We start from the raw sequence: 14,176 nt of genomic DNA on the forward strand, positions 1-14,176 counted from the left end.
TTACTTTTTAATGTAAACTTTCATACATAACCTTTAGCACTAGAGTAACTATGGATTTAGCGCGTGAAAGAATAATCACTAAAAGACCTGCCACCCCTAAATGTGAAATATGGGCTGTTGGCGGTGGAAAAGGTGGAACAGGCAAAAGTTTTCTCACAAGCAACATTGCTTCCTATTTGTCATCTACAGGAAAAAAGGTTGTCCTCATCGATGCAGATCTCGGAGGAGCAAACCTGCATTCATTTCTTGGTGTGAATAAACCTCAATATTCACTTAGTGATTTTTTTGAAAAGGGACTTTCTCTTGAAGAGATCATAGGGTATTATAGAAGTGGGAAAGGGAAATTCGGTCTCGTAACCGGTGATATCAACTCACTCGACTCGGACAAGATTAAATACACGCAAAAGCTCAAACTATTCAGACACATAAAACAGATAGCGTCAGACCATGTGCTTATTGACCTTGGCGCAGGTTCACATTATACAGCTATTGATACCTTTCTCCTTGCAGATAAAATGATTGTCGTTATTGTTCCTGAAATTACTTCTATCGAGAATATGTATCAATTTGTAAAAAGCGTTTTTTTCAGAAAATTAAAAGCATCATTTGCCGAAGCCGGTTTAAAGCATATTTTCCTTAACATGTGGAGCGATAGAAATGAGAAAAATATAAATAATTTAAGGCAACTCATTGACTATCTCGGAAAAGCATCTTATGAATACAAGGAAATAATTAACGGCGTTCTCAATAACTTTACAATTAATGTTGTAGTCAATCAGGCCAGGTATGATGAAGATATATTAGTAGGTAATTCTATTAAAAGTGTGCTGCTAAAGTACCTTGGAATAAAATCAAACTATCTGGGGTATATCGAATATGATGATATTGTCTGGAACTGCATCAGAAAAAAACAACTATTGTTAAGAACTCACCCTTCAGCAGCAAGTGCAAAAGAAATTAAAAAAATGACCGACTATCTGGTAAATATTAATTGAGTGGAATATTTTTATGGATAGAAAAGACCTTAAAAAATACTTCGATTTTTTAGAAATAGACATAAATGCGTCTATTCCTGAAATAAGAAATGCCTATACTTACCTTAAAACACTTTATTCAGGTAACTCTCTCGTTGTTTCATCCATACAGGAAGAGTTTAATGAAAATAACCGTAAGGAAATCCTTGGGGATATAGAGATGGCCTATCAGAAAATTTTAAAAAGCTTTGAAGCTGAGAAACAAAAAGAATGTATGCATAAAGAGCCTCTCGATTATAAAACACAAGAGGCCCTGAATGCATATATTTCACAGCTTGAATCCTATTCAGGAGAATCACTCAGACACATTAGGGAACTGCACGGCCTTGACTTAAAAAAAGTAGCCCAATGTACCAATATCAGCAGAAGATATTTACAAAGTATAGAGGAGGAGGATTTTAGTTCATTACCTCAAAAAGTCTATCTCAAAGGGTTTATCGTAAGCTATGCAGATCATCTGAACCTTGATTCTCAAGCCGTTGCGGAAGATATGATGAAAAAATATGAAATTTGGTTTAAAGCTTGTCAAAATAATAAATATGACACGCTCAACCTATAACACAAAGGAGGTTATCAATGGATAAAATATCTATACTTTACTCGGGTAATCCTGTGCTCACCATCATTTTGATTCTGATTATATCCGTTATTCTCTTGTATATTGCCAGAAAGCCGGCCCACGAATTGATTAAATCCATTTTCCACATGGCCCATAAAGCGTTACGCCTTTCGGCAAGATCGACAATGTTGGCTGAAAAAAGGATGGCCTCACGAAATAGGGAAGTTCTGTTGTCAGTGGGTGAAGAAGCTGTAGAGCGGGTGATCGAGAGAGAATTTCATAGAGTAGAAGCCGTCGTCAGGCGTGATCTTAGCGGCTACCCGACCCTTCAGCAGGCACTGAAAACACAAATCGCAAAAATAGAGGAGGATTATTCTAAAAGTGCTGACGCGCCTCCTGCACCGCCAGGCTGGGTACATGCCGTTGAAGCGGTCGCTAAAATTCCTCCATCAGGCGACACTCTCATTTCAAATATGTTGGGGGCGATAAACCAGTCTATCGAAAAACAATATAAAAATGTTCTGTCGGATTATAGAAAGGCCTGCGCAGAGAGACATTCCCTTTTAAAAAAGATGATGCCATTCTGGCGGCAAATGTCTAACACGCTTTCAGAAGTCGATAAAACAATTGCCAGCATCCTGGAGAGGGCAAAAGTAATTGACGCAAAAATGGATTTTTATGAAAATATTAGAAAAGGCTCCGAAAAAGCGGTACGCATGCTCTCTTCATCATCACTTACTCAATTTTTTATCGCAGGTCTTGTTATGTTAATCGCTATTGGCGGCGCCGTTATTAATTTTAATCTCATTGCGCTGCCCATGTCTGAAATGGTTGGTGGCGGAAGCTACATAGGGCCTTTTAAAACTTCAAATGTTGCAGCCATGGTCATTATTCTCGTTGAGGCTGCAATGGGTCTATTTCTTATGGAATCTCTTCATATAACCAAACTTTTTCCGATTATCGGCGCTATGGATGACAAGATGCGTCACAAAATGATATGGATTACCTTTTCTATACTCTTTATCCTGGCTGGAATTGAATCTTCTCTTGCCTATATGCGCGACATGATAGCAGCCGATATGCAGGCGCTCAGACAATCTCTGGCAGAGGTGACTGTATCACCGGAACAGTCAGGCAACTGGATTCCCACGGTAGGACAAATGATAATGGGTTTCATCTTGCCTTTTGCCCTGGCATTTATTGCCATTCCTCTTGAATCATTTGTTCATTCATCGAGAACCGTCCTCGGCGTTGCTGTTGTGGGAATGCTAAGATCTATTGCATATATTCTGAGGTTGACGGGCAACATTTCAAGATCGCTGGGTGAAATGCTCATAAGAGTGTATGATCTATTCATATTTGCGCCTTTATGGATTGAAGGACTGTTAAAAAAAGATGGCAAAAGCGAAGGTAAAATCAAAACTGTTAAACCTGTTAAGGAGGAGAAAATAGCATGAAAAAAAATATAATCAGGTATGCGCTTTTAGTTTTATTTCTTGCCGGTTGTGCTGATACGACAAGTCACACAAGAGGTGTATACATGTTGATGGATACTTCCGGAACCTATACCCAGCAAATAAAAAAAGCGCAGTCAATTATTAATTATCTGCTCGCAACTTTACAGCCTGGAGATACTCTGGCGGTGGCAAGAGTAGATAGCGCCAGTTTTAGCGAGAAAGATATCGTTGCCAAAGGAACCTTTGATACAAGACCCTCTGTCGCCAATGAACAGAAACGGAAGTTCCGTCAAAAGCTGGATAATTTTGCAAAGAGAGTAAAAGGAAGCGCCTATACGGACATTTCAGGTGGTATGCTTCAGGCCGTTGAATACCTCAATGAAGCCGGCTCCGGTAAAAAAACTATTCTTATATTTTCCGATCTTAAGGAAGAAATTAAAAAAGGTCATGTAAGGGACTTCCCAATTCAGCTAGGTGGTTATCGGGTTGTTGCCCTCAATGTGACCAAGCTTAGTTCAGACCAGATAGATCCGAGAGAATACCTGGATCGTCTTACTTATTGGGAAAAGCGGGTCACCGATGGTGGTGGAACATGGAAGGTAATCAATGATCTTGAGAGACTGGAAAAGCTGCTTGAAGACTGACTTTAGTCGTTTAGGCTATTAAGTTTCTGCAACAATGACGTGGATTAATGAAAAAAATAATTCTGTTAAATTAAGCATATATGTACAACCAAGAGCTTCAAAAAATGCAATTTCAGGTTTCTTTAACAATAAATTAAAAGTAAAGCTCACTTCACCTCCCGTCGGTGGCGCCGCTAACGAACTTTTAGTTAAATTTCTTGCTAAAAAGCTTTCCCTTGCAAAATCTGACATTCTTATCCTGTCAGGAGACAAATCGAGGAGCAAAGTTTTAATGGTGAAAGGTATTAGTGAAAGCGAGGTAAAGAAAAGCCTGAAAATTTCTTAATTCCTGTTCATTTTTTCAAGTCTTGAAATTACCGCAGAGTTGGCAGGATCAAGAGTCAATACGGTCTGGTATTGCCTGAATGCTTCGCTATCTTTTCCAAGTAAGACAAATAAATCCCCAGTTTAAGCCGTGTCTTTATGTTTCCCGGCTTAATATCAAGACAGGTTTCATATTCCTTAATGGCCATCTTTTCTATACCCTCTTTTTCATAAAGATTCGCCAGTTTATAATGAACATTAAAGTCAGCAGGAGCGATAACGGACAACCTTCGGTAACTGTTAATTGCCTCCAGCGGTCTGCCTGTTTCTTCATAAGCAGCGCCCAGAATATGAAATGACCTGACACTTCTGCTGTTTACCTGTAAAACCTTTTCAGCGACTTCAATTGCCTTTGAATGATCTTTATTTTGCAGGTACAACTGAGCAACTTCCTCACCATATTTTTTCAGGCGGTCCTTCCCCACAGAAATGATATTATTAAGCAAAGCAATAGCAGCCTCTTTATCCCCCAATTCCAGCAATACCCTGCTCTGCCAATAAATGAACCTTTCCGGAAGCTTATTCTTATTTAGACGGTCCCTCTTAAGAAGTGAGTCAAAGTCCTTCATCTTCATCAAATAATGAGCGTACAAATCAATATATCTCTCATTTTCCGGTTCTAATTGAATCGCTTTGCTATATGCCAGCCGAGCGCCTTTATCATCACCTTTATTACTTAATAAACGGGCTATTGTTATACTGCTTTTGCTATCAAGCGCCATCTCCATAATTTCATGGCTATCTATATTATTATCAATTAACAATTCGACGATGGCATAGAACCGGTCACTTCTTCTTAAGGCAATTTTCTTTAATTGTTTTACTGAATTATTAAAAGTCTCTTCTCCACTCGCTGCTCTCGCCACTTTTAAGGCATATGATGGTCTTACGGGATCTAATGCGGCAGCCATCTTTAAGGCGCGCATAGATTCATCCTTATTCCGCACAAGTTCCTTCATATAGGACATGAGCGCCCAATAGTGTGCTCTAAGCGGGGCAGAGATAATGGCTTGATCAAGAACATCGATAGCCCTGTTTACTTCATTTTCCCGCAATAAATATTGGCTCCTTTTGAAAAGAAGGTCAGGGTCATTAGTGAACCGCAGAAAACCTTCTTCATTTCTCTCTCTTACGGCAGCATCACTATTATTTGTATAATTAAAAAAGCGTATACCCTCCAGGAAAGTCATAGAAAGAAATAATGCGGTTACCATTGTCATGATAAGGTAATGTTCTTTTCCAAAGAAGAAGCGCTTTTTAGCCGTTGACAGATAAAGACCACAAAGAAAAGAAAAAAGATAGGCATTAGACGGTATTCTCATATTAAATTCGACGGTGTTATGAATCAGCAGGGCAACAATGGCCGAATAAATACCGGCCTGGAGATACCTTTTTTCCCTGTCCCTTATATTAACTTTTATGGGATTATTCTTAAGCAGTAAAATCAGGAAAGGGACTAAAAGAAGAAAAAAACCGATAATACCCGTTTCAGCAAGCAGCTGAATATATTCATTATGGGCATAATGAAAAGTCTTTTCCATATCAAAGGGTCTGTAAAGAGGAAAAATATCCTTATACGTGCCCAGGCCTGTGCCCAGGAGGGGATAATCGCTGACAATATCCAATGATGCCCTCCATCCCTTCAGCCTATAATGGAAAGAGGGATCTTCACTCACCCTGTAAAGACTGGAAATAGTTTCTAAAACAGACCTGGAACCGACTAAAATAAAGAGAGCGCAAACAAAGCTGCCAATAAGTGAAAAAAGAAATATTTTCCTTTTATATTCTCCCTCCCTCCAGAGGATAAAGACCTGCAATATTATGGCAAGCAATAAGCTTACAAGACCGCCCCTTGACCCGCAAAGGAGAAGTGCAAAAAGGGAGAGAGACAAAGAAAAAACTAAAATAATGGTTTCCCCCCTATTAACCATATTCTTTTTGATTCCATTGCCATACTGAAATAGCAGGAGTGATAATAAAGGCAACATCGCCATATTTGTGAATGATGCAAAGTGATTATGATTTACAAAGGGACCAAAGGGAGCACCTGCCTTCAATGGCCTTAACCAGTAAAGCTTCCCATTCCAGGAAAAATACTGAATAATACCGAAGAGAGAAATAATGAAAGAAAGAGCCGTTAAAAAGAATATGGCCCTTTTCAAGTGCGCTTTTCTCTTAAACAAGGCGGCGCTTATTATAAAAATCAAAAAGCATGTAATAAGCAGTTTAAGTGATGACTGTGTACTGAAAGGGTTAACGCTGATAAATGAAGGAAAGTCTAAACTGTCCGGTATGGCCGCCTTTTCTTTAATAAGAAACAGGGCGGGGGAAATTATTTGAAGAAGCGATGAACCTATGGGCAGAAGTTGTATTAAAGGAATAATAATAAAAGGTAAAAGAAAAACATACAAAGGAAAAGACTTATGTTGATTTGCCTGCAGGTATTTTTTTTTAAATAAACGCTCCATTCCCCAAAGGAGAAAAAGAGTAAAAACAACCAGTTCCATCACTATCATGCTCCACTTTTGAATGCCTCCAAAAGAAAGAGCCAGAAAGGGAATAAGAAGCAATATTATCGATCGATAAACTTTCTCCAAAACCATCCGCTTCTTTTTTTATTTACACTTTTATAGGGAGGTATATCTATGGCAGCGCCATCGACAACAGCCTGGGGACGATGGACAGCCATATTTTGAGCATTCTCATATCCACTCAATGCTGAAACAATCTGATAGGCGCCTTGCATGGAAGGCCCCCGCTTATCGATAGAGTGACAATCAGAAGCAATAATATGAACGAGACTGCATTCTATAAGGCGTTTTGAAAATACTTCAACAGTGCGTCCAAAACCACCGGTTATACTCATTGCCGTAATTTGGGAAAGACAGCCTCTATCAATCAATGCACGCAGAATATCCGGATTTTTCAATATGAGAGCATCTCTCTCGGGATGAGTAATTATCGGCGTTATACCATTGACCTGCAGGTGGAAAATAATTTTATGGATTTTTTCAGGATCATAATAGGGCGGAAGTTCCACCAGAATATACTTGCCTGCATCATTAATAGTCATTAAATCCCCCGATTCGAGACAGGGAATAAGCTCCGGCGTTAAGGCAACGTCGGCGCCGGGCAGGATTTTTAAAGGTATCTTCTTTTCACCGATTATCTCCCCTACGCTTTTGACTTGCCTGAGAATATTCGGGCGACTATTTCTATAAACTCCATTTAAAGTATGAGGCGTAGCCACCATTATCTCCGTACCGGCCTCGGTGGCAGCCATGGCAAGCGCTATGGTTTCTTCAATGTCATCTGCGCCATCATCAACTGCCGGCAGCAAATGGCTGTGAATATCTATCATTCCTTTTCGTTGCCATAATTATAATTATAGTAATAATAACCGTAATAGCCATCTTCCCGGGTATTAACCCTATTTAGCGCAACGCCAATCATATTGGCTCCAACTTCAGAAAGGGCCTTAATACTTTTCTGGGCCTTTCCCCTTGCCGTACTCTTTGTATCAACAACCAGTACGACACCATCTACAGCCCTTCCAAGAACTGCCGCATCAGCCAGTGAAATGGAAGGAGGCGAGTCGAAAATTATCCTGTCATAGTCCTTCTCCAGAATTGATATTATCTCCTGCATTCTCCTGGAGCCAAGAAGTTCTGAGGGATTAGGTGGAATTGGACCACAGGTTATTATCCCAAGGTTTTCAATTCCTGTTTCATTAATAACGGCATTGATGGAAAGATCATGATCTACCAGTATATTACTGAGTCCGCCTGAACCTTTTAAATTGAATACCTTTTGGAGCGTGGGCCTTCTAAGGTCACAATCGATAAGCAATGATCTCTTCCCTTCATGAGACATGGTTACAGCCAGATTAATAGCAGCCGTTGTCTTCCCTTCACCGGGACCGCCGCTGGTTACCATAATGGTTTTAATCTCTTTATCTGAAGAAGAAAATAATACTGAAGTTCTAAGGCCTCTAAAAGCTTCCGATATCATTGATTTGGGCATTTTATCGGTGATCAGATACAGGTTCTCCTGTTCTTTACCGAAAATAGCCGGTATGGTTCCGAGAAATGGTATCCCTAAATATCGCTCCACATCACTTTCACTCTTGATTCTGTCATCAAGAAACTCCAGAAAAAGCGTGAGACTTATACCGCCAAATAATCCAATGAGAACACCCATTAATATCATTTTTCTTTTATTGGGATAAACCGGTTTTCCCGGTCTTTGAGCATAATCAACTATCCTGATATTGTTAAATTCCATTCCTTCTGTCAGACTGGTTTCTTTTAATCGATTTAAAAGAACGTCAAAAAGCTTTCGGTTCCCTTCTGACTCTCTTTTTAACACATTATACTTTATTGCTTTCTTGTTTAAAGCCAGCGCTTCCCGCTTTTGTTCATCAAGAGACTTTCTAAGAGTAACCTCTTCCAGTTTGGCAATTTCATAATCATCTTTTGTTTTCCTGACAAACTTCCTGACTTCTTCCGCTATAATGGCCTCTAATGTCTTAATTTGAGAGATAATACTTGCCATTTTGGGATGTTTCTTCCCATAGGTTCCTGACAATTCCGCCCTCTCTCTCTTCATATCGAGAAGGCTCGCATTTAAAGTATTAACCTGGGGACTGTCAACAAGATTGGTTAATGCCTCCCAGCTATTTTTGGTCATCAACTCATTTAATTGCCCGTATTTTGCTTCCCGCTTCAATCTGGACATATTTGCCTTTATTAAGGCTGAATTTAATTCAGACAATTTTTGCACGACAATATTTTGTCTTTCCTCTAATGAAATTATATTATGCTTTTCCTTATATTCCTGCAGGGCAAATTCAGAACTTGTAACTTTTTCCTGCAATTCTTTTACCTGCTCTGACAGCCATATAGTCGCCTGAGAGGATGCATTGATTTTCTCGGTCAGATTTTGTTCAACATAGGTGTCTGCCCAAAGGTTGGCCAGGTCGGCTGCTTCTTCAGGATCGGGCCCTTTAATGGAAAGATGCACAAAGCGGCTTCCCCGTTCAGGGTTCACCGTAAGCATATTTAATAAAACAGACTCAGGGTATAATACACCCTCAAACTTTTTCAGTTTATTTAAGGGCGATGCGTCAAATACCTTTCTGGCAAGTCTCCGACTGCTGATTATCCCGGCTTGTGTCGCGTAATAGTCTGACGAAGACGCATCAATATTCATCACGTCCTGAAAGGACAAAATATTGGGATTTTCTCTTTCAATAAGGATTTTAACGGAAGCCTGGTAGATAGGTATTATAGAAAAAGCTTTGACGGCGGCAATTGTTACGGCAATGATTAAAATAGCCGCAACAAGCCATAATCTTTTTCTGACAATCCTGATATAGTCTTTAATATTCAGTTCTTTTTCTGTTACTTCTTCCATTATTTAGAAAAAACTTTCCGGCACAACGATAATATCATCGGCCATTAATGCAGTATCCAGTTGTTTGTCACCCTTTATAATTTTAGAAATATCCACATGAATGGTTTCCTCTTTTCCTGCCTTTCCCCTGATTATTTTGGTCCTCGACGGAGCGGCAATTTTTGTAAAGCCACCGGCCCTTGTAATTGCCTGCAAAATAGAAATATCCTTTTCCAGCGTATAGGAACCCGGGTTCTTAATCTCCCCGAAAACAAAATATGTATTAGGGTCCGGAATCTGGATAACATCGCCATCATTAATTTCTATGTTCAGTTTAGTATCACCTTCATCGAGGAGACGCTTTAAATCTATTTTAATGGGCTCTTTATCTGATACAGTATTCCCCTTATTGCTTCCTGATTGTGATATAATGGCGTGCTGGGCGGCATCGCTTAGAAGTCCACCCGCTCTGGAGATGACTTCCAGCAATGTAATCGATTTTCTCAGTTCATAGATACCCGGCTTCGCTACTCCCCCGAGGACATAAATTTTTCGGCTTCTGTATTCCTTGATTAAAATGGTGACCTGCGGGTTGATGAGGTAACCATCTGCCAGCCTTCTCTCTATCTCTTTCTCAAGCTCCGTAATAGAAAATCCCTCGGCTTTAATTCTTCCCAGCAACGGGAATGATATATTGCCGTGAGAACTGACTTTCAGCACAGAAGACAAATCCGGCTGTTCATACACGTTGATTTGCAAAAGATCTTCCGCCCCGATGTAGTAATCTTCAGCGAAAGTATTATTTATGAAACTCGTAATTGTCAGGAGAGAGAAGAATATATAAAAACAGAATAAAGGATAATAAGGTTTCCTGTAAAACCATTTTGAGGGAAAGTTCATTTACTTAAAATTCAACCGTCACATTCGCTGTGTATTGATTGTTTTGGTAATCTTCAGCATCAATGTCTGAATTTCGCTCTCTGTAATGATAACCGGCGCCGACATAAAGCCATGGCCTTATATTGTAATTAATGTTTAGCCCTGCACCATATAAATAGTCGGTTCTTTCTCCCCCTGAAGCAGCCTTATGATATTCATTGATACCATATGAAACATTGAAAATTGATGAAATTTTAGTTGATATTCTCAAGGGAAGGCCAAGCGATATTGTGTTGTCCGTATAATAATAATAACGGTCAGTTCCACTGCTAAAGAAAGATTCCGTAATATGTCTCTTCCCTGTTAATAATATCCTTGTATAACTGGAGTATTGATAATTAAAGCCAAGCGCCGCAATAACGGTATTAACATCTTCCCTATCGGTTGCCTCGTAGTCACGGTTAGTGTAGCCAACAGATAAATTAAGGCTGGACTTTGATGTTAGCTGGCCTTTCACTCCTAAAGATACATAGTCAGATTGTGAATCTCTTATATCAGCGGCAATGACCTTATCATATTCTATATTTCCCCTGCTGTATTCCAGGAAGAATGATGTTTTAGGAAGGAGCCTCAGGGTAAATTCACCGCCATAAAGTTCTTCCTTCCTGTCATATGCTTCAAGGTATGCCTTGTTAGTCTCCTCTTCATAATCATGCAGTGTATTGCTGTATTTCAGGCTGAATGAAAGCCTGTCAAAAATATTTGATCCAAGGGCAAGCTGCAACAGATTTTGAGTTCTTTCATCCATATCGGTCGATTCAGAGGATGCCGGATCGGCTGTCTTCACATAGCTGTCTCTGAGCATGAGCTTCAAGCCGCCGGGGAAGCGTGTATTGATAAAAGCAGTCCCTGTATGGGTCTCTTTATCTTCCTTTGTTTCACTAGCGTATCTGTAAATATCGGCGCTGTACTCCAAAGAATAAACCCGTTCATCATGGCTGCGTTTTACTTCTATAGAGGGAGATATAATGTAAATACTGTCATCACTTTCATTCACATCCGTAAGATAAACATTGTCATCATACCTGTAGGCCAGAGATATGGCAGGATGAAGTTCCGTGCCGCCATAATGGATATTTCCCGCAGCCTCTGAGTTTACTGACAAACCCATAATTATTACTGCAAAAAAAACAATAAAAAGAGTGATATTTTTTTTTTTAAAACTCAAAAAACGCTCCAAATATTTATGGCCCCACAGGACTTGCGGGCCCGGCTTCAACAGGTGGCGGCGGCACGATGGGGTCGTATTGAGGCTCAACTTTTTCCGGCGTATAATCCCAGGTTCGGACCTCCATCCTGTCTTCCGGACCTAAATTGTAAGTCCTGCCATCTTCATTAAAAATATATACACCATCTTTTGATTGCAATATGCTTATAGCAGCTGTTTCATTAACTTCATCCATCTGAATCACAATGCCTTCTCCGGGATCAAGCGTTACAGTCGTGGCTGTAATTTTAACCCCTATATCACCGGTGCTGCTCCCGGGCACAAAAATCTTTGTTTCATTTTTAACAACATCCGTTGCTATATTTACTGATTCTCCGCCATCGAGATTGATATTAGCTGCGTTTGCAATAAGGGCTACAGAACTTTCATTAAAATCCGGCGTATCTACAGTAGTCTCATCCCCGGAAATTCCCAATATAATAGCATTTTTATGACCAAGCTGAATAGTAACATTATCTGTATAAATACCCATGTCGCCATTTACACTCTGAACAAGCGTTTTATCCCCCTCTTCCCCTTTAATCCAGACATTTTTTCCTCTATCCATTTTCACGGTAAAGGATCCATCATGCTTTGAAATCTCTACCTCTCCTTCTTCATTGGAAAATTGCATGTCTCCGCGAGAATCGACATACATGGAAACAGTCGTCCCTCTAATGCCTGCGACGGCCACTTTCGATTCAAAAGAGGTCCACATCCCTCTCACTTTTCTTACATTGGCCCAAAGCTTGCCAAAAGACACCTTTATATTTCTGTTCATATAAGACAAATCTATAAATCCGAAGAGTTTCTTCCTGGTGGGTCTCTCTTCAATTGAAAGTGATGAGTTCTCGCTAATTTTCATGAGGCTTCCATCATTAAATGTCAACTCTGCACTCCCGGCAAGTGTTTTAATTTCATCTCCATTAAAAAGCGTTACTCCAGGTTTCTTGACTCTTAGCCACTTACCTTTTGCGCGGTAAGGACTCTTGATCCTTACCTCTCCCTTTACATTGGAAAAGCTGGCAATCTCTTCTGCCGCAAAAGATTTGCCGGACCCTGCGTGAAGGGCAATAAGTAATGTGAGCACCGTAATAATTACCGATTTCCTGTTGACAAACATGGCCATTACCTCCTTAATCAGATTTATCACTTTGAAGAAGTATTAGTCCTTTTTAAAAACCGATATAACTAATCCACCTTTGACAGGCACTAAATCGTAATCCATGTTTATCCCTTCTTCAAGATCAATAACAATCCTCGTTACACCGGCCTCATAATGAACACGAATTTTTTTAACTACTGATGAATCAACGTCAATTTCATCTGTTTTCAGATCTTCTTTAATTCCCGGAAGGTCAACGACGATTCTATCGGGCTTTCCTAGTTTTTTCACATCATACTTGCTGAAGGGTCCCTTCCCCTTTATTGCGATCTCTACCTCAACACTTCCCTTTTCAACGGATATTTCTTTCAATTGCCCGACAGGACTCTCGGTTTTTTTCATTTTTACCGGCAGGGCCACACTCTTTTTATTCTCGGAAATGATCACCAGCAGACCCTTTTTTACTTCTCTTATTTCATATGCCGCATCGATCTTTTCGGGAACATCCATAACAAGACGAAGTCCTCCCGGGTGTTGCCCGATACGCACAGAATTTAAAAGCGAACTATTGACATTAATCGTATTTGTCCGGATGCTCTCCCTGGCTGCTTTAATATCAACAACAATCCTGTCCGGCTTTTCAAACCGCTTTCCTTCATAAGCGCCCCGCTTACCCATTCCTGCATAGAGAATTTCAACCCTCTTATCCTTTTTTTCAACATAAACATCGGTCAGGTTCCAGCTGTGCTTACCTTTCAAATCACTTTTTACCGGCTCCTTATCTTTAGGTCTATCATCAAAAACACTAACAATCAAGCCCCGGGAGATTTTCTCAACGTTATAATCTACTTTTTTCTTATGTGGAATATCGAGAACAACTCTTGACATATGAGGATGCTGCCCTACTCTTACTCTGTCCAGGAGGGGACTTTTAACAACTACCTTATCGATATCAAGCAGTTCTTTAACACCGGCAATATCGATTACAATCCTTTCCGGTTTATCTATTCTGCTGGTACTTATTTCCTCAAAAAAACCATCACCCACAACATTCACTTTAACCTCATGCACACCTTTTTCAACTAAAACCTTTTCTATATGCCCGGCTTTTACCTTTGCTTTTCCGTCATCTATCTTTTTTTCCTTCTCACGAATATATTTCTCGGCTTCACTGACAGTAACGGCTGTTTGTCCTGTTTCATAACTGATAAAAGGTCGTTTTTCGAGTTCTGCAAGAAATCCATCATTATCATTGAATATTATTTTAAGGCTGGTAACGCGCCCATCCCTGACCTTAACCTCAGTCTCACTTTTAAGGGGATACTTATAATTCTGATGATAATCAAAAATCCCGTACCCTGATCCGGAATAAACGGCTTTAACCAGTATTTTATGGCTTCCTGCAGGAATATTATCGATTGTTGTGCCATATAGCTCTTTATCACCGATAACATTCCTCAAAACAACCTTACCA

The 14,176-nt window shown here is 39.9% G+C and carries 12 protein-coding genes; 5 read left to right on the plus strand and 7 right to left on the minus strand.

The features are described 5' to 3' along the window. The first annotated feature begins 50 nt into the window (after window positions 1–50). From OEV42_13460 to OEV42_13480, 5 genes are read left to right on the plus strand one after another with little or no spacing between them, the layout of a single operon-like run. The gene (locus OEV42_13460) at window positions 51–995 is read left to right on the plus strand and encodes a P-loop NTPase (GenBank protein ID MDH3975282.1); all 945 of its coding nucleotides are present in this window, start codon (window positions 51–53) and stop codon (window positions 993–995) included. Between the two features lie 13 nt (window positions 996–1,008). Continuing rightward, window positions 1,009–1,593, plus strand: coding sequence for a helix-turn-helix domain-containing protein (locus OEV42_13465; GenBank protein MDH3975283.1), 585 nt, complete (start codon window positions 1,009–1,011; stop codon window positions 1,591–1,593). A 17-nt stretch (window positions 1,594–1,610) separates the two neighbouring features. Further along, entirely contained in the window at window positions 1,611–3,050 is a 1,440-nt protein-coding gene (locus tag OEV42_13470) for a YwqI/YxiC family protein (GenBank protein MDH3975284.1), read from the plus strand. After that, window positions 3,047–3,694 carry a VWA domain-containing protein gene (locus tag OEV42_13475; GenBank protein ID MDH3975285.1) on the plus strand — a complete coding sequence of 216 codons (648 nt, stop codon included), beginning with the start codon at window positions 3,047–3,049 and terminating at the stop codon, window positions 3,692–3,694. Before OEV42_13470 ends, OEV42_13475 begins: the two co-directional genes overlap by 4 nt. A 34-nt stretch (window positions 3,695–3,728) precedes the next feature. Then, complete coding sequence (locus OEV42_13480; GenBank protein ID MDH3975286.1) at window positions 3,729–4,019, plus strand: DUF167 domain-containing protein; 291 nt, start codon at window positions 3,729–3,731, stop codon at window positions 4,017–4,019. Window positions 4,020–4,074: 55 nt separating this feature from the next. On the opposite strand, the gene OEV42_13485 is transcribed toward OEV42_13480, so the two are convergent. The 7 genes from OEV42_13485 to OEV42_13515 all read right to left on the minus strand — a co-directional run. After that, complete coding sequence (locus OEV42_13485) at window positions 4,075–6,654, minus strand: O-antigen ligase family protein (protein MDH3975287.1); 2,580 nt, start codon at window positions 6,652–6,654, stop codon at window positions 4,075–4,077. Beyond that, a complete protein-coding gene (locus OEV42_13490) occupies window positions 6,630–7,418 on the minus strand; it encodes a tyrosine protein phosphatase (GenBank protein ID MDH3975288.1) in 789 nt (262 codons plus the stop codon). The genes OEV42_13485 and OEV42_13490 overlap by 25 nt, the downstream gene beginning before the upstream one ends. Beyond that, window positions 7,415–9,472: a polysaccharide biosynthesis tyrosine autokinase gene (locus OEV42_13495; protein MDH3975289.1), complete on the minus strand. Its 2,058-nt coding sequence runs from the start codon at window positions 9,470–9,472 to the stop codon at window positions 7,415–7,417. Before OEV42_13495 ends, OEV42_13490 begins: the two co-directional genes overlap by 4 nt. A gap of 3 nt (window positions 9,473–9,475) precedes the next feature. After that, on the minus strand, window positions 9,476–10,351 hold the full coding sequence (locus OEV42_13500; protein MDH3975290.1) for an SLBB domain-containing protein: 876 nt from the start codon (window positions 10,349–10,351) through the stop codon (window positions 9,476–9,478). A gap of 4 nt (window positions 10,352–10,355) precedes the next feature. After that, entirely contained in the window at window positions 10,356–11,501 is a 1,146-nt protein-coding gene (locus OEV42_13505; GenBank protein MDH3975291.1) for an outer membrane beta-barrel protein, read from the minus strand. A gap of 73 nt (window positions 11,502–11,574) precedes the next feature. Continuing rightward, window positions 11,575–12,726 carry a FecR domain-containing protein gene (locus OEV42_13510; GenBank protein MDH3975292.1) on the minus strand — a complete coding sequence of 384 codons (1,152 nt, stop codon included), beginning with the start codon at window positions 12,724–12,726 and terminating at the stop codon, window positions 11,575–11,577. 36 nt (window positions 12,727–12,762) lie between these two features. Continuing rightward, a partial coding sequence (locus tag OEV42_13515) for an AMIN domain-containing protein (GenBank protein MDH3975293.1) occupies window positions 12,763–14,176 on the minus strand: 1,414 nt, incomplete at its 5' end.

It is taken from the genome of Deltaproteobacteria bacterium, from assembly GCA_029860075.1.
GTDB lineage: Bacteria > Desulfobacterota > JADFVX01 > JADFVX01 > JADFVX01 > JAOUBX01.